Genomic DNA, 15,493 nt, shown 5'->3' on the forward strand with positions numbered 1-15,493 from the left:
AATTCATCTGTAAGACTCTCGCGGAAACGTCCCGGAAACCCCGCGATGTGAAGCTGACCTCGAATCGAACACCCGGGAGAAGAGCCGATGCGCCAGCTGACCGCACTCGACGCGCAGTTCCTCAACGCCGAGTCCGCGACGACCTCCGCCCACGTGGCGGGGCTGGCCATCCTCGACCCGCTCGGCGGCGTCCTCGACCGCGAGACGCTCGCCGCGCTGCTGCGCGAGCGCATGCACCTGTCGCCCGCGCTGGGCCTGCGGCTGAGCGAGGTGCCGTTCGGCCTCGACCATCCCTACTGGGAACCGGACCCGGCGTTCGACCTGGCCAATCACCTGTTCGAGACGGAAGTGGCCGCGCCCGGAGGCGAGTATCAGCTGGCGGACGCGGTCGCCCGCATCCACGCCGGGCAGCTCGACCGCACCCGCCCGCTCTGGGAGATGCACCTGCTGCGCGGCCTGACCGGAGGCAGGGTCGCGGTCTACACGAAGGTCCACCACGCCGCCATCGACGGCGTCTCGGGCGCGGAGACGCTCGCCGCCCTGCTCGACCTCTCGCCGGAGCCACGGGTGATCGACGTCACGCCGCCACCGGCCGAGCGGGGCCCGGGTCTGGCGGGCATGCTGTACGGCGCCGCCGTACGCACGGCCGCACACCCCGTGCGCGCCCTCGGCTCGCTCGCCAGGGCGGCAGGCGAGCTCGACGCGATCCCGCTGGCGGCGGGGCTGCCCGGCGCGCGGCAGATCGCGCAGGCGGCCAGGCTCGTCGCCGGCGACCGGCGACCGCGGCCGGAACTGCCCGGCCTGATGGCGCCGCGCACGCCGTTCAACGGGCCGATCAGCGCCGAGCGGCGGCTGTCGTTCTGCTCGGTGCCGCTCAAGGACGTCAAGGACGTCGCCAAGAGGCACGGCATGAGCGTGAACGACGTGGTCATGGCGCTGTGCGCGGGCGCGCTGCGGACCTGGCTGCGGGATCGGGACGCGCTGCCGGAGGAACCGCTGATCGCGGCGGTGCCCGTGGCGGTGCGTACGGCGGGCGCCCGGCAACTGGTCGGCAACCACATCTCGGCCATGGTCACGCCGCTGGCGACGAACGTGGCCGACCGGCACGCGCGGCTGCACGCGACCCGTTCCATGATGCGCGCGGCCAAGCGGCGCTTCGCCGCGGCCTCGTCGAGCTGGCTGCACGAGCTGTGCTCGCTGCTGCCGCCACCGGTGACCCGGCTGGCCTCCCCGGCGATCTTCCGGCTGGCGGCGGTGGCCTGCCCGCCGATCAACCTGATCATCAGCAATGTGCCGGGCCCGCGGTTCCCGCTGTATCTGTGCGGGGCGAGGGTGCTGTCCTACTACCCGATCTCGGTGCTGACCGACCTGAGCGGCGGGGTCAACATCACCTGCTTCTCCTATGACGGCATGCTCGACTTCGGCGTCGTGGCCTGCCCGGAGCGGCTGGACGACGTCTGGTCGCTGCCGCGCCACCTGCGCGCCGCGCTGGACGAGCTGCTAGATGAGCGAGTGGGCGATGAGCTCGGCGACGGCGTCGGGGTCGATCTGGTGTCCGGTTAGCTGGCAGAGGTTCTCCTGGTAGAGCAGGACGGCGGCGAACGTGGCCGCCGCCACCTCCAGTCGCGCGCTCTCGCCGCGCCGGCCGGGCAGGGCGAGTTCGAGCGCGAACCTGGAACGCCTGATCAGCTCGCCGTTGAGCCGCCCGAGGCGGTCCTTGACCGAGCGGTGGGTGTCGGCCTCGCGGAACAGGATGCGCCGCATCGCCGGTGAGGCGCGCAGCGGCAGCCTGCGGGCCAGCTTGGACAGCGTGCCCGCCGGATCGCCCGGCACGGCGTCGACTTCCTTCGTCTCCTCCACGAGGGTGCGCTCGTCGATCAGCGCCACCAGCACGTCGATCTTGCGCGGGAAGTAGTGGAAGACCAGTCCCTTGGGCACCCGCGCCAGCTTGGCGATGACCGCGGTAGGGGTGGCCTCGTAGCCACCGCCCGCGAACAACTCCTCGGCCGCGTCCAGGATGCGCGTGCGCGCGTCACCGATCACCACAGCCGAACGATATCGCCACGGCTGACACGCCTGCCATGCCGTCCAGGGAAGATCACCGTACACACCCCATCGTACATTGATGTAGTATTTGCGACATCGATGTCGCAAACAAGACGAGGATGTGTGATGGCTGCCAGTCGTGACGAGATCGTCGCCGTGGCGATCCACCACCTCAACCACGCGCCGAACGCGTCGATGGCGGAGATCGCGCAAGCCGCCGGGATCAGTCGCGCCACACTGCACCGGCACTTCAGCACCCGCGCCGAGCTGCAGTACGAGCTCAGCTCCCGGGCCATGGACGCCTGGGCGAAGACGCACGCGGCCGTGGGCCTCGACGAGGCCCTGAGCGCCGGCCTCGACGCCGCCGGGCTCAAACGGGTGCTCGACGAGCTGCTGACCGTCACGCTCGCCCACTCGGACGAGCACGGCTTCGCGCTCACCGACCACACCGCGGACCGCCACGAGGACCTGGTGCGCCGCGCGCACGAGCTGGAGGAGAGGGAGATCGCCCTGTTCACCGCCGCGCAGCGGGCCGGCGTGCTGCGCGCGGACCTGCCGCCGCGCTGGGTAAGCAATCTCGTGTACGGCCTGCTCGTGGCCGTGAGGGAGAGCATGCGGCGGGGGGACGTCGCGCGCAGGGACCTGCCCAGGATCTTCCTTGAAACGTTCTATCGGGGGACCACATGACGCTCACCACCGCGCCCGTCGCGCACAAGCGCAGATGGGCCGGACTCGCCGTCCTGTCGGCCAGCCTCTTGCTGGTCGTCATGGACATGACCATCCTGAACGTGGCCCTGCCGGCGATCTCGGCCAGCCTGCGCCCCGACGCCATCCAGCTGCTGTGGATGGTCGACGTCTACTCGCTGGTCCTGGCCGGCCTGCTGGTCACGGTGAGCGCCCTCGGCGACCGGTGGGGGCGCAAGAGGATGCTGCTGACCGGGTTCGGGGTGTTCGGGCTCGCCTCCGTCCTGGTGATGTGGGCCGAGAGCCCCGGCGCCGTGATCGCGGTGCGCGCCCTGCTCGGCGTGGGCGGCGCCATGATCATGCCGTCCACGCTGTCGATGATCCGCGCGCTGTTCACCGACTCGCGCGAGCGCGCCACCGCGCTGGGCGTCTGGGCGGCCATGGCGGCGGTCGGCGGCGCGCTCGGCCCGATCCTCGGCGGCTTCCTGGTGGAGAACTTCAGCTGGCACGCGGCGTTCCTCGTGAACGTGCCGGTCATGGCCGTCGCCGTGCTCGCCGGACTGTTCCTGCTGCCCGAGTCGCGCAACCCGCGCCCCGGCCGCTGGGACGCGCTCGGCACCGTGCTGTCGATCGTCGGCATGGCCGGGCTCGTCTACTCCATCAAGCACTTCGCCAAGGACGGCCTGACCGACCCGACCGCGCTGGTGTCGCTGGCGGCCGGCGCGCTCGCGCTGACCTGGTTCGTCCTGCGCAGCCTGCGCCGCCCCGACCCGCTGCTGGAGGTCAGGCTGTTCCGCAGCGGCCCGTTCACCTCCGGAGTGCTGGCCGCGCTCACCACCTCGATCGCCATGGCCGCGATGATGCTGCTCATGGCCCAGTGGATGCAGCTCGTCCAGGGCTACACGCCGCTGGAGACGGGTGTACGCCTCCTGCCGACGGCCATCACCGCGCTGATCCTGTCACCGCTGGCGCCCGCGATGGCGGAGCGGATCGGGGCGCGTACCGTGCTGGCCGGTGGGCTGGTCGTGGCGGGGCTCGGGTTCCTGGTGCTGTTCGCGGCTCCGCTGGTCTACGGCTGGGTCGCGCTCGCGCTGCTGCTCATCGGCGCGGGCATGGGCTCGCTGGCCATCGCCTCGGCCGTGATCATGTCGGGCGCGCCGCTGGAGAAGGCGGGCAGCGCCGCGGCCATCGAGGAGACCAGCTACGAGGTGGGCGGAGTGCTCGGGGTGGCCGTCCTGGGCAGCGTCGCGGCGGCGGTCTACCGTTCGGCGCTGCCGTACACCGGAGCCCAGGCGGAGGTCGTGCGCGAGTCGATCGGCGGCGCGCTCGACGTGGCCGCCACGCTCGGTGAGCGGGGCGCGCGGCTGGCCGAGCAGGCCAAGGTGGCCTTCGGCGACTCGATCGCGGTGACGGGAGCGGTGGGCGCGGCGCTGATGCTGCTGGCGGCGGTGGTCGTGTGGAAGCTGACGCCGCGCACGCTCGACATCGGCGCGGCCCATCACTGAAGCGCGCGCTTCAGCATCGGGTACGCCCGGCGCAGCTCCCGCTGCCAGAAGGCATGGTTGTGCCCGCCTCGGTAGAAGTGGGTGGTGACCGGGATGTCCAGCTCGCGCAGGCGGCCGGCGAAGGCTCTGGCGGCCCGGCCGGCCAGGTCCTCGACCAGGTCGCCGGAGCCCGCGGCCACGTACAGGCGCAGTCCCCTGAGCTTTTCCGCCTGGTCGTAGGGGTTGTGCGCCTGCCAGTTGGCGCGCTGGCGGCCCGGGTCGCCCCAGATGCGCTTCCAGTCGGTGCCGAGGCAGCCGAGTGTGGTTCCGGCCATCACCGCCTGGGGGACGCCGTCGCTGAGGATGTGCACGGCGCCGCTGAAGGAGGCGGCGGCCTTGAAGCCGCCCTTGGCGGCGTACAGCATGGCGCCCTGGCCGCCCATGGAGTAGCCCGCGATCGCCCTGGCCGGGCCGGCGCGGTAGCGGGACTCCAGGAGCGGCAGGAGTTCCTTCAGGTGGTAGGTCTGCCATTTCGGGGGGCCGCCTTCGCCTCCGTTCCACCAGTCGGAGTAGCTGCCGCACCGGCCGCCGTCGGGCATGACGACCATGAGGCCGTCGTCGCGGGTGAGGTCGTCGACGTCGGTCCTGGCGGTCCAGGACGTGTGGTCGTCCAGGCCGCCGTGCAGGAGCCACAGCGCGGGCCAGCGTGCGCGTTCGCCCCAGCCCTTCGGGAGCAGGAGGCGGACCTTGGTGGTGGCGTCGAGGGCGGGCGAGCGGAGGGTGAGTTCGAGGCGGCGCTCGTCCAGCCGCTTCTCCTCCAGCACCTCGATCGCGGGCTCCGGTGATTTTTCCGGATTTTTCACTACTTGGGGCTGCCAATTGGCCCTTAGGGCGATCACGACCAGCACGAACAGCGCACCCGCGAGGATCGCCCCGATCAGGCAGCCACGCATCCGGGCTCGCATCGGCCCTCCTCACGCGGCACCCGGGCCCTGACGGCGGAACCGCTGTTGGATGCGCGGATAATAGCGAGGTGAGATCGATCGGCACCACGGCCCTGTCCGTGTTTCCTCTTTGCCTCGGCACCAACGTCTTCGGCTGGACCGCCGACCGCGAGGCGTCCTACGCCGTCCTGGACGCCTACGTCGAGGACGGCGGCAACTTCCTCGACACCGCCGACGTCTACCCCGCGTGGGCGACCGGGGAGTCCACCGCCGAGCGGATCATCGGTGACTGGATGATCGAGCGCGGCAACCGCGACTCCATCGTCCTGGCCACGAAGGTCGGCATGCTGTCCGGATGGGCGGGCCTGGCGCCCAGGACCATCAGGACCGCGGTGGAGAACAGCCTGCGCCGCCTGCGTACCGACCGGATCGACCTCTACTGGGCGCACGTGGACGACGAGGGCACCCCGCTGGCCGACACGCTGGCCGCGTTCGACGCGCTGGTGCGGGAGGGCAAGGTCCGCTACATCGGCGCCTCCAACCACACCGCCCCACGCCTGGCGCAGGCGCTGAAGGTCTCCGACGACGAGGGCCTGGCCAGGTATGTGGCGCTGCAGCCGGCGTACAATCTGATGGAGCGCGGTTTCGAGGGCCCGCTGCGCGACGTCGTGGAGCGCGAGGGGCTGTCCACCACGCCGTACCACGCGCTCGCCCGCGGCTTCCTGACCGGCAAGTACGCCCCCGGCGTCACCGTGGACAGCCCCAGGGCGGGCAGGGCGGCCGAGTACCTCAAGACCGAGCGCGGCCTGCGCGTCCTGGACGCCCTCGCCAAGATCGCCGCCGTCCGCGACGTGGAACCGGCCGCGGTCGCCGTCGCCTGGCTCGCCGCCCAGCCCACGATCACCGCCCCGATCGCCAGCGCCCGCACCCCGGAGCAGCTCAGGCCGCTGATGGCCGGAGCGCGCCTGGCGCTGGGCGCCGAGGAGCTCGCCGCTCTGGCCGGGGCCTCAGCCGCCTGAGCCGGGACGCCGGGCGCCGGCGACCGTCAGGCGGATGGAGTACAGGTCGCCGGCCGAGTTGGTGACGAACAGGTTGTTGCGCTTGGGCCCGCCGAAGACGAGGTTCGAGGCGGACTCGGGCAACAGCAGCCTGCCGATCAGCGTGCCGTCGGTGGCGTAGCAGCGAACGCCGTCGAGGGCGGCGGCCCACACCCGGTCGTGGCAGTCCACGCGGATGCCGTCGAACCAGCTCTCCGCGAACACCTTCCCGCCCGACAGGGCGCCGTCGCCTGCCACGTCGAAGACGCGGAGGTGGCGCTCGCGGGTGTCCACGACGTACAGGAGGGACTCGTCGGCCGAGAAGGCCAGCCCGTTGGGCCGGACGAAGCCGGCGGCGGCGATCCGCAGTTCGCCCGTCGCGGGGTCGAGGCGGTAGACGTGGTCGCCGCCGATCTCGCTCTCGGCGGGGCTGCCCTCGTAGTAGCCGGTGATGCCGTAGCGCGGGTCGGTGAACCAGATCGTGCCGTCCGAGCGCACCACGACGTCGTTCGGGCTGTTCAGGCGCTTGCCCTCGAAGTTGTCGGCGAGCACGGTGATCGTCCCGTCGTGCTCGGTCCTGGTCACCCGGCGGGCACCCTGCTCGCAGGTGACCAGCCTGCCTTCGAGATCGACCGTGTTGCCGTTGGCGTTGCCCGAGCCGTGCCGGAAGACGCCGACGGCGCCGGTCGTCTCGTCCCAGCGCAGCAGCCGGTCGTTGGGGATGTCGCTCCACACCAGGTACCGCCCGGCGGCGAAGTAGGCGGGACCCTCGGTCTTGCGGCTGCCGCGGTGCAGCACCTCGACGTACTCGTCGCCGCCGTCGAAGGCGAACCGCTCGTCGAGTACCTCGAAAACCGCCTTGAATCTGTCCATCGTCACAACTCCCCCTTCTACCATCGAGCCCGTGTGGCAACTCCTGCGGGGTAACGTCCCCTTCCGATGGTTGTGGGTCTCGCGCTCCGTCTCGTTCGCCGGTGACTCGCTCAGCCTGGTCGCCCTCATGGTCTACGTCGCCTCCTCCACCGGCGAGGCGCTGGCGGTGTCGCTGCTCCTTCTCGCCGGCGACTTCGCCCCCGCCCTGTTCGCCCCGCTGACCGGCGCGATCAGCGACCGCTACGGACACCGCCGCGTCATGATCACCTGCGAGTTCGCGCAGGGGGCGCTGGTCGTGCTGATCGCCCTCTGGCTGCCGCCGCTCCCGGTCCTGCTGGCGTTGGTGGGCCTGCGCGCGGTGATCGGCCAGCTGTTCCAGGCCGCCTCGCGCTCCGTGGTGCCGTCGCTGGTGCCCGACCGCGACCTGGAGCGCGCGAACACCGCGGTCGGCCTCGGCACCAACGGCGGCGAAGCCCTCGGCCCGCTGGCCGCGTGGGCGCTGCTGTCGGTGATCGACATCCGCGCCGTCCTGCTGATCGACGCCGCCACTTTCCTGGTCTCCGGTCTCGTCCTCACCAAGGCCATCCGGTACGGCGGGGCGCCCGGCGAACCGCACACCCGGGGCTCCCTGCTGTCCGACACCCGCGAAGGCCTGCGCTACATCCTGAGCCACCGCCTGATCAGAGCCGTCGGCCTGGGCTTCTTCGCCGTCGTGGCCTTCAACGGCATCGACGACGTGGCCCTGGTCTTCCTGGCCACCGACCTGGGCGACCCGGCGTCCGCCGGTTTGCTGCTGGCCGGCCCCGGAATCGGCCTGCTGGCCGGCTACGTCCTGCTGGCCCGCCGCGTCCCGCCGCAGATGGGCGCGTTGCTGGTGGCCGGGTTCGCGGTGAGCAGCGCGGGCAACCTGCTGACCGGGTTCGCGTGGGCGGTGGGGGCGGCGCTGGCGATCCAGACGATCCGCGGCCTGGGGATCGCGGCCATGGACGTGGCCTCCACCACCCTGATCCAGCGCAACGTGGCGCCGGACGTGATGGGCCGCACCTTCGCCACCCTGTACGGCGCCATAGGCGTGGCCGCCGCCCTCTCCTACGTGGCAGGAGGCCTCCTCCTGGACGCCACCTCGGCGGCGACGGCCTTCATCATCGCCGGCGCAGGCGGCCTCCTGGCCACACTGGCCACCGCCATAGCCCTCCGTCCCACCCGCCACTCTCCGCCTGCAGCCAGCACCCACAGTCCCCCAAGCCCGGAAGAGCAGCCAGACCCAGAAGACCCGAAAGGACACGACAACCCCTGACCAGAGCCCCACCAGCCCCAAGGGCCCAGGCTTCCGGAGACCCCAGGAGGCCGAGAGGCGAGGGGCCGAGAGGCGAGGGGCCGACAGGCGGGTTTTGCGCGCCGAGGCGGCGGGAAGGTGGGCGGTGGGCTTCGGCGCGTTGGTGCGGCGGCCGGCGGAAGGCACGGCGGCTGGGCAAACGTGCGTTGTGACGGTGAGGACCACGTCCGACTGCCGGGCACCCCGCACGGACGCGCCGCCCACGGCGGCGGGAGGCGTCGGCTGGGCTTGCCGTAACCCCAAAAAAGACGCAAAGCCCCGAAAAAGGCGCGCGCTCAGCGGGAGGACATCAGGGCGGCTGCGGAGACGAGGGTGGCGAGGTCGGGGTCGGAGAGGCGGGACTCGGTGGCGATCTTGACGTGGCGGGCCTTCTTGCCGGTTCCCTCCAGCAGCGCGGTCGGGTCCTGGGTGAGCAGGTCGGCACCGCGGGCGAACATCAGGTTGATGTGCGCCTGATGCAGGGCGATCGCCACGATCAGCCCCTTGTACGTTCCGGGCTGGTACGTGTAGGCGATCAGGCGGGCCGGTTCGTCGACCTCCTCCTGCGCGTCCGGCAGCAGCCGGTGCAGGAAGTTTCGGGCGGCTCCGGCCAGGGTGCGGATCTCCGGTGAACAGGTGGCGAGCAGCGCGGCGGCCTGGTCTTCCATGACAAGACTCTATCTCCCGGGCTCGGCCGGGAGGGTGGGGCGCCCGGGTCCGGGCGCCCCACGCGGTCAGTGCTCGGTGGCCTTCTCCGCGCCCACGCCGGTGAGCGAGCGGACCTCGATCTCGGCGTACTTGGCGGCGTTGTACTCCTTGCTGAGCACGGTGCCGAGCCAGCCGAAGAAGAAGCCGAGCGGGATCGAGATGATGCCGGGGTTGGACAGGTTCCAGAGGTGGAAGTCGGCGCCCTTGATCAGCGCGGTCTTCGAGCCGGAGACCACCGGCGAGAAGACCACGAGGATCAGGCAGGAGATCAGGCCGCCGTAGATGGCGGCGACGGCGCCGGCGGTGTTGAACCGCTTCCAGAACAGGCTGTACAGGATCGCCGGCAGGTTGCCGGACGCGGCGACCGCGAAGGCCAGCGCGACGAGGAACGCCACGTTCTGGCCCTGGGCGAGGATGCCGAGTCCGATGGCCGCGGCGCCGATGACCAGGGCGGAGACCCGGGCCACGACGACCTCTTCGCGCTCGGTGGCGTTGCCCTTCTTGAACACGTGGGCGTACAGGTCGTGGGCGAAGCTGGACGAGGAGGCCAGCGTGAGCCCGGCGACCACGGCCAGGATCGTGGCGAAGGCGACGGCGCCGATGAGCGCCAGCAGGACGGTGCCGCCGACGGTGCCGAAGAAGTTCTCGCCGATGGCCGCCGCGAGCTGGGGCGCCGCGGTGTTGCCCGCGGTGTCCGAGGCGGGGATCTTGACCAGTGCCGCGGCGCCGAAGCCGAGCACCAGCGTCAGCAGGTAGAACGTGCCGATGATGCCGATGCCCCACAGGACGGACTTGCGGGCGTCCTTGGCGGTGGGCACGGTGTAGAAGCGGATGAGGATGTGCGGCAGGCCGGCGGTGCCGAGGACAAGCGCGAGTCCGAGGCTGATCAGGTCGATCTTGCCCATGATGCCCTGGGCTTCGGTGCCGTACTTGAGGCCGGGTTCGAGGAACGCCGCGCCCTTGCCGCTGGCCTCGGTGGCGGCGCCGAGCAGCGTCGAGAGGTTGAAGTTGTACTTGGCCAGCACCAGCACGGTGATCAGCGCCGCGCCGCCCATGAGCAGGACGGCCTTGACGATCTGGACCCAGGTGGTGCCCTTCATGCCGCCGAACACCACGTAGACGATCATCAGCGCGCCGACGGCGACGATCGTCCAGTTCTTGGCCTCGGCGCTGGTGATGCCGAGCAGCAGCCCGACCAGCGCGCCCGCGCCGACCATCTGGGCCAGCAGGTAGAAGATGCTGACGACGATGGTGGAGACGCCGGCGGCGGTGCGGACCGGGCGCGGGCTCATCCGGAAGGCCAGCACGTCGGCCATCGTGAACTTGCCCGAGTTACGCATGAGCTCGGCGACCAGCAGCAACGCCACCAGCCACGCCACGAGGAAACCGATGGAGTACAGGAAGCCGTCGTAACCGGACAGCGCGATCATGCCGGCGATGCCGAGGAACGACGCGGCCGACATGTAGTCGCCACCGATGGCCAGGCCGTTCTGAACGCCGGTGAAGGAACGCCCGCCCGCGTAATAGTCGGCGGCCGTCTTGGTGTTGCGGCTGGCCCAGAAGGTGATGCCGAGCGTGGCGGCCACGAACGTCAGGAACAGGATCGTGGAAAGCGTGGACGAACTCACTTGGTCTGCTCCTCAACCTCGTGCCGGAGCTTGTCGGCCAGCGGGTCCAGCTTCTTCTCCGCGTGCCTGGAGTAGGCCCAGGCGATCAAGAAGGTGGAGACGAACTGCAGCAGGCCCAGAATCAATCCGACGTTGATGTTGCCGAGCACCTGAATGCCCATGAAGTCCCGCGCCCACCCGGACAGCACGACATACAGGAGGTACCAGACGAGGAACGCGACCGTCATCGGGAAGGTCCAAGCGCGGAACCGGCGCTTCAACTCCTGGAATTCCTTGCTCTGCTGAACCCGCTCATAGACCGACGCGTCGTGTTCTTGTGTTGTCACCATGCCTCCCGCTTAGTGTGATGGGGATCACGCACAAGGTAAGAGCGCAAACTACCCTCCGTGGAGGTCCACAGTCCCGTCGTTCGGCGAGCCGCCGCCGCGTGGCGTTTAGTTGGGCATGGCCTGCGGTGAAAGGTCCGTTTGACGCGATAAGCGGTAACCGTCGCCGTTTCACGGGATAAGTCCGGGCATTCGAGATAAATGGCCGCTTGACTTGTATACACTCAACTACCCTGTGTAATCAAGCAAGCTCGCCGGCGGCCGGGCACCGCACGCGGAAGGGCCTGACCGGCGGCAGCGTCAGCCCTTGACGGCCCCGGCGGTCAGGCCCTCGACGATGTAGCGGCGGATCGCGGCGAACAGGATGAGGGTGGGCACGACCGAGACCACGGTGGCGGCGGCCATCGAGCCCCAGTCGATGTCGTACTGGGTGATGAAGGAGTTCATGGCGACCGGCACCGTCTTGGCGTCCTCGCTGTCGATGAAGGTGATGGCCAGGAACAGTTCGTTCCAGCACTGCACGAACGCGAAGATGAACGTCGCCGCGATCCCCGGCAGCATCACCGGGATGACCACGCGGACCAGCGCCGACAGCCGCGAGGCCCCGTCCACCTGGGCGGCCTCCTCCAGCGCGACCGGCACCCGTTCGTAGAAGCCGCGCATGATGATCGTGGAGAACGGCACCAGCATGGCGACGTAGACCACCATGAGGCCGGCCAGCCGGTTGAGCAGGTCGAGGTCGGACATCAGCAGGTAGAGCGGGCCCAGGGCGATGAACAGCGGGATCATCTGGGTTACCAGGAAGGCCAGCATCAGCGCGCCCCTGCCGGGGAAGGTGAAGCGGGCCAGGGTGTAGCCGCCGAGGACGCCGATCACGGTGACCGCGGCCGCGGCGACCAGCGAGACCATCAGGCTGTTGGCGAGGTAGCGGCCGAAGTCGGCGAACTCGAACAGCTCCGCGTAGTGCTCGAAGGTGAGGTTGGCCGGCCAGTACTTCAGCGGCATCGAGAAGATCTCGGCCTTGGGTTTGAGCGAGGTGACGACGATCCAGTAGAGCGGGAAGACGGTGATGAGCAGCCAGGCGCCCAGCACCGTCCCCTTAGCGAGCCTTTTCACCATCGGCGGACCTCGTCACGTTCAGGTAGAAGATGCTGAAGGCCAGCAGCAACGCCAGGACCAGCAGCCCGACGGCGCCGGCCCGGCCGTAGTCGCCGCCCATGACCTGCTGGATGAGGAAGGTGGTGACGATGTCGGTGCTGCCGGCGGGCCCGCCGCCGGTCATGGAGTAGATCAGGTCGGGGAAGTTGAGGATCCAGATGATCCGCAGCAGCACGATCAGCGCCAGGGTGGGCCGGATGTGCGGCAGGGTGACGTGCCAGAACTGGCGCAGCCGGGAGGCGCCGTCCACGCCCGCCGCCTCGTAGAGCTCCTTGGGGACCGACTGCAGCGCGGCCATGATCATGATGGCGAAGAACGTCGTGCCGTACCAGACGTTGGCCACGATGACCGAGGTCATCGCCCAGCCGGGCGTGGACAGGAAGCCGATGCGCTGGTCGATGATCCCGGTCTTGAGCAGCAGGTCGTTGATCACGCCGAACTGCCCGTTGAACATCCACCGCCACAGCAGCCCGATCAGGAACCCGGACATGGCCCACGGGAAGAACACCCACGCCTGGTAGAGTCCCCGGCCCCTGAAGTGCCTCCTGAGCAGCAACGCCAGCCCGAAACCCAGCACGAACTGGAAGAACAGCGAGACCACGACCCACGTGCCGGTGTTGCGCAGCGAGGTCCAGAACCGCTCCTCGGCCAGCACCGCGGCGAAGTTCTCCAGGCCGACGAAGGGCGTCTGCGTCAGGTCGAACAGGTTGTAGCGCTGGAAGGCCATGACGCTGCCGCGCACCATCGGCCAGTAGGTGAACAGGACGACGAACACGATCCCGGGCAGCAGGCACAGCGTGATGAACGCCGCCCTGCGCCCGGTGAACGCCCTCTTGGTCACGAGACCTTCTTCGCCTGGTCGGCCCAGAAGGCGTCCCAGGCCTTGAGCACGTCGGCCGTGCTCTTCTTGCCGGTCAGCAGGGCCTGCACGTCACGGTCGGAGTCGACGAGGAACTGACTCCATCCCGGGTAGTCCACGGGCCGGATCGTGATCACCTGCTTGGGGTCCTGCTGCGCCTCCAGGTAGGCCTTCCAGGCGCCCTGGGAGAACTGCGGGTCGCTCTGCGCCTGCTTGGAGATCGGGATGAGCGAGTTGCCCTTGGCGAAGCGGATGCTCTGCTGCGACTCCGACAGGAACTGCACCAGCTTGACCGCCTGGTCCCGGTGCTTGGTGAAGGAGGTGACGCCCCATCCGGCGTAGCCGACGGGCTGGTAGGCGTAGCCGCTCGGGCCCTTCGGGATCGGCGCCGTGGACCACGCCTTGACCCCGCTCTCCTCGACCGTCTTGATCACCTCGGGGTCCTGGATGAGCATGCCGGTGACGCCCGAGGTGAAGCCCTGCACCATCTCCGGGTAGGCCCACGAGACCGAGTCCGGCGGCGAGGCCTCCTTGAAGATCTTGACGAACAGGTCGAGCGCCTGCGCGGCCTCGGGAGTGGCGAAGATCGTGCGCTTGTCCTTCAGGTAGAAGGACTTGTCCGGGTTGAGTGCCTCGCCGTTGTAGGCGCTGATCATCATGACGGCGTAGTCGGCGCCGCCCTTGCCGCCGCGGAAGGAGTAGCCGAACCGCTCGCCGCCGGTCATCTTCTTGCCCGCCTCGTACAGCTCCTGCCAGGTCTTCGGCGGCGCGGCCATGCCCCAGTCGGTGCGGTAGAAGAGCGTGCGCTGGTAGAAGCCATACGGGATGAGGTACGGCTTGCCGCCCACCTCGACCGCCTTCTTCTGCGTCAGGTCGGTCAGGCCGGCCCAGCCGCTCCATCCGGTCGTGGGCAGTTCGCCGAGCCAGCCGTTGTTGGAGAAGGACTTGGCCGTGTGGTCGCGGACCTCCAGCACGTCCAGGTCCTTCTTCGTCTGCAGGATCTGGGTGATCTTCTGGTCGGCGCTGTCCAGCGGCGGCGAGATGAGCTCCACCTTGACGCCCGGGTTGGCCTTCTCGAAGTCGGCGAGCAGTGACTTGAGCAGCTTGGTGCGCTCCGGGCTGGTCAGGCTCTCGACCATGCGCAGCCGTACCTCGCCGGGGCCGGAGCCGGAGGACGACCCGCAGCCCGCGAGCAGCACGGTGAGGGCGGCAAGGGCAAGGAAGGATTTCACGACGCCTCCATAGATGTGACAGCGCTGTCAGTCACGCTAGGCGACCGACACCCTCCAGCGCTAGACCGAGGTCCTTGATCAATGTGTCCGCGGCCTCAAGGCCGACCGACAGCCGCACCAGGCCCACGGGGATGCCCATGGTCGCCCGCACGCTCTCCTCGACCGACAGCGCCGGCACGTTGACCAGCGACTCGAAGCCGCCCCACGAGACGCCGATGCGGAAGTGCCGCAGCCGGTCCAGGAACTCGGCCGCCTCCTCACGCGACTCGGTGTCCAGCTCGATGCTGAACAGGCTGGAGAAGCCGGACATCTGGGCCTTCGCCCGTATATGGCCGGGGTGGGAGGGCAGGCCGGGGTGGTTGACCACCCGGACGGCCGGGTGCTCGTCCAGGAAGGCGGCGACGGCCAGGCCGCGCTCCTGGTGCGCGGCCATCCGCACCGGCAGCGTACGCAGCCCCTTGATCACCTTGGCGGCGTCGTGGGGTGACATGGCGGCGCCGTACAGCTGATACTCGGTCAGCGCGAGAGGCCTGATCAGCCGCGACGGGCCGGCCACCACGCCGCCGACCAGGTCGCTGTGCCCGCCCACGTACTTCGACAGCGAGTGCAGCACCAGGTCCACCCCGAGCGTGAGCGGCTTCTGGAAGATGGGCGTGGACCAGGTGTTGTCCATGGCCGTGACGAGGCCGCGCTCCCTGGCCCAGCCCGTGACGGCCGCGATGTCGAAGACCTCGTAGCGCATGTAGGACGGCGACTCGAAGTAGAGTAGGCGCGTGCTCGACCTGATAGCGCTGTCACACCCCGCGAGATCGCTGACGTGCGTATGCGTGACGCCGAATTTCTCCAGATAGCGCAGAAACTGGGTCGTCGGCCCGTAGACGGCGCCCAGCACCAGCACGTGGTCGCCCGCCGACACCAGCGACGAGATCGTGGCCGAGATCGCGCCCATGCCGGAGGCGAAGCACTTGGCCCGCTCCCCCCGCTCCAGCGCGGCGAGCTTGCGCTGGGCCAGGTCGACGGTCGGGTTGGTGCCGCGCCAGTAGACGTAGCGCTCGTCCTCGTCCTTGATCGCCTCGCCCAGCTCACCGGCCGTGCGGAAGGTGAACAGGGAGTTCTCGAACACCGGCGGGTTGACCGCGCCGAGCAGCCAGGGCTCGTCCTCGCCGAGGCGTCCGCAGATCCATTCATCATCCATGGGG

General features: G+C 69.7%; 15 protein-coding genes. 5 read left to right on the forward strand and 10 right to left on the reverse strand.

The window, feature by feature from the left end; translation table 11 throughout:
- Nucleotides 1–87 precede the first annotated feature (87 nt).
- Nucleotides 88–1,563, forward strand: coding sequence for a wax ester/triacylglycerol synthase family O-acyltransferase (locus tag ACIBKY_RS15045; protein WP_397097227.1), 1,476 nt, complete (start codon nt 88–90; stop codon nt 1,561–1,563).
- Here ACIBKY_RS15045 and ACIBKY_RS15050 read toward each other — a convergent pair.
- Nucleotides 1,501–2,046 carry a TetR/AcrR family transcriptional regulator gene (locus tag ACIBKY_RS15050; RefSeq protein WP_397097228.1) on the reverse strand — a complete coding sequence of 182 codons (546 nt, stop codon included), beginning with the start codon at nt 2,044–2,046 and terminating at the stop codon, nt 1,501–1,503. The genes ACIBKY_RS15045 and ACIBKY_RS15050 overlap by 63 nt on opposite strands.
- A 126-nt stretch (nt 2,047–2,172) precedes the next feature.
- Between ACIBKY_RS15050 and ACIBKY_RS15055 the strand changes: the two genes are divergently transcribed.
- Both ACIBKY_RS15055 and ACIBKY_RS15060 read left to right on the forward strand, forming a co-directional pair.
- Nucleotides 2,173–2,733 (forward strand): TetR/AcrR family transcriptional regulator, encoded by a 561-nt coding sequence (locus tag ACIBKY_RS15055; protein ID WP_397097229.1) that lies wholly within the window; start codon nt 2,173–2,175, stop codon nt 2,731–2,733.
- Complete coding sequence (locus tag ACIBKY_RS15060) at nt 2,730–4,235, forward strand: MFS transporter (RefSeq protein WP_397097230.1); 1,506 nt, start codon at nt 2,730–2,732, stop codon at nt 4,233–4,235. Before ACIBKY_RS15055 ends, ACIBKY_RS15060 begins: the two co-directional genes overlap by 4 nt.
- Here ACIBKY_RS15060 and ACIBKY_RS15065 read toward each other — a convergent pair.
- Nucleotides 4,229–5,179 (reverse strand): alpha/beta hydrolase, encoded by a 951-nt coding sequence (locus tag ACIBKY_RS15065; protein WP_397097231.1) that lies wholly within the window; start codon nt 5,177–5,179, stop codon nt 4,229–4,231. The two genes, ACIBKY_RS15060 and ACIBKY_RS15065, sit on opposite strands and share 7 nt — an antisense overlap.
- A gap of 68 nt (nt 5,180–5,247) precedes the next feature.
- Between ACIBKY_RS15065 and ACIBKY_RS15070 the strand changes: the two genes are divergently transcribed.
- Nucleotides 5,248–6,177 carry an aldo/keto reductase gene (locus ACIBKY_RS15070; protein WP_397097232.1) on the forward strand — a complete coding sequence of 310 codons (930 nt, stop codon included), beginning with the start codon at nt 5,248–5,250 and terminating at the stop codon, nt 6,175–6,177.
- On the opposite strand, the gene ACIBKY_RS15075 is transcribed toward ACIBKY_RS15070, so the two are convergent.
- A complete protein-coding gene (locus tag ACIBKY_RS15075; RefSeq protein WP_379633318.1) occupies nt 6,166–7,068 on the reverse strand; it encodes an SMP-30/gluconolactonase/LRE family protein in 903 nt (300 codons plus the stop codon). The genes ACIBKY_RS15070 and ACIBKY_RS15075 overlap by 12 nt on opposite strands.
- Before the next feature lie 31 nt (nt 7,069–7,099).
- Between ACIBKY_RS15075 and ACIBKY_RS15080 the strand changes: the two genes are divergently transcribed.
- Nucleotides 7,100–8,365, forward strand: coding sequence for an MFS transporter (locus tag ACIBKY_RS15080; protein ID WP_397097233.1), 1,266 nt, complete (start codon nt 7,100–7,102; stop codon nt 8,363–8,365).
- 314 nt (nt 8,366–8,679) lie between these two features.
- Here the strand turns inward: ACIBKY_RS15080 and ACIBKY_RS15085 are convergent, their stop codons facing one another.
- The 7 genes from ACIBKY_RS15085 to ACIBKY_RS15115 all read right to left on the reverse strand — a co-directional run bounded on the left by ACIBKY_RS15085 (nt 8,680) and on the right by ACIBKY_RS15115 (nt 15,489).
- Entirely contained in the window at nt 8,680–9,051 is a 372-nt protein-coding gene (locus ACIBKY_RS15085) for a DUF1801 domain-containing protein (protein ID WP_397097234.1), read from the reverse strand.
- Nucleotides 9,052–9,117: 66 nt separating this feature from the next.
- The gene (locus ACIBKY_RS15090) at nt 9,118–10,719 is read right to left on the reverse strand and encodes a cation acetate symporter (RefSeq protein ID WP_397097235.1); all 1,602 of its coding nucleotides are present in this window, start codon (nt 10,717–10,719) and stop codon (nt 9,118–9,120) included.
- Nucleotides 10,716–11,048, reverse strand: coding sequence for a DUF485 domain-containing protein (locus tag ACIBKY_RS15095; RefSeq protein ID WP_397097236.1), 333 nt, complete (start codon nt 11,046–11,048; stop codon nt 10,716–10,718). The genes ACIBKY_RS15090 and ACIBKY_RS15095 overlap by 4 nt, the downstream gene beginning before the upstream one ends.
- Nucleotides 11,049–11,345: 297 nt before the next feature.
- A complete protein-coding gene (locus tag ACIBKY_RS15100; protein ID WP_397097237.1) occupies nt 11,346–12,164 on the reverse strand; it encodes a carbohydrate ABC transporter permease in 819 nt (272 codons plus the stop codon).
- Nucleotides 12,145–13,044 (reverse strand): carbohydrate ABC transporter permease, encoded by a 900-nt coding sequence (locus tag ACIBKY_RS15105; protein WP_221340486.1) that lies wholly within the window; start codon nt 13,042–13,044, stop codon nt 12,145–12,147. Before ACIBKY_RS15105 ends, ACIBKY_RS15100 begins: the two co-directional genes overlap by 20 nt.
- The gene (locus tag ACIBKY_RS15110) at nt 13,041–14,294 is read right to left on the reverse strand and encodes an ABC transporter substrate-binding protein (RefSeq protein WP_397097238.1); all 1,254 of its coding nucleotides are present in this window, start codon (nt 14,292–14,294) and stop codon (nt 13,041–13,043) included. Before ACIBKY_RS15110 ends, ACIBKY_RS15105 begins: the two co-directional genes overlap by 4 nt.
- Before the next feature lie 31 nt (nt 14,295–14,325).
- Nucleotides 14,326–15,489 carry a trans-sulfuration enzyme family protein gene (locus tag ACIBKY_RS15115; protein WP_397097239.1) on the reverse strand — a complete coding sequence of 388 codons (1,164 nt, stop codon included), beginning with the start codon at nt 15,487–15,489 and terminating at the stop codon, nt 14,326–14,328.
- Nucleotides 15,490–15,493 lie beyond the last annotated feature (4 nt).

Source organism: Nonomuraea sp. NPDC050394, assembly GCF_044459065.1.
In the GTDB taxonomy this organism is placed as follows: Bacteria; Actinomycetota; Actinomycetes; order Streptosporangiales; family Streptosporangiaceae; genus Nonomuraea.

Excerpts from the sequence above, each read along its gene's own strand:
- ACIBKY_RS15045 (WP_397097227.1), top strand. The coding sequence starts at position 88 with ATGCGCCAGCTGACCGCACTCGACGCGCAGTTCCTCAACGCCGAGTCC.
- ACIBKY_RS15055 (WP_397097229.1), top strand. The coding sequence starts at position 2,173 with ATGGCTGCCAGTCGTGACGAGATCGTCGCCGTGGCGATCCACCACCTC.
- ACIBKY_RS15060 (WP_397097230.1), top strand. The coding sequence starts at position 2,730 with ATGACGCTCACCACCGCGCCCGTCGCGCACAAGCGCAGATGGGCCGGA.
- ACIBKY_RS15065 (WP_397097231.1), bottom strand. The coding sequence starts at position 5,179 with ATGCGAGCCCGGATGCGTGGCTGCCTGATCGGGGCGATCCTCGCGGGT.
- ACIBKY_RS15075 (WP_379633318.1), bottom strand. The coding sequence starts at position 7,068 with ATGGACAGATTCAAGGCGGTTTTCGAGGTACTCGACGAGCGGTTCGCC.
- ACIBKY_RS15085 (WP_397097234.1), bottom strand. The coding sequence starts at position 9,051 with ATGGAAGACCAGGCCGCCGCGCTGCTCGCCACCTGTTCACCGGAGATC.
- ACIBKY_RS15095 (WP_397097236.1), bottom strand. The coding sequence starts at position 11,048 with ATGGTGACAACACAAGAACACGACGCGTCGGTCTATGAGCGGGTTCAG.
- ACIBKY_RS15100 (WP_397097237.1), bottom strand. The coding sequence starts at position 12,164 with ATGGTGAAAAGGCTCGCTAAGGGGACGGTGCTGGGCGCCTGGCTGCTC.
- ACIBKY_RS15115 (WP_397097239.1), bottom strand. The coding sequence starts at position 15,489 with ATGGATGATGAATGGATCTGCGGACGCCTCGGCGAGGACGAGCCCTGG.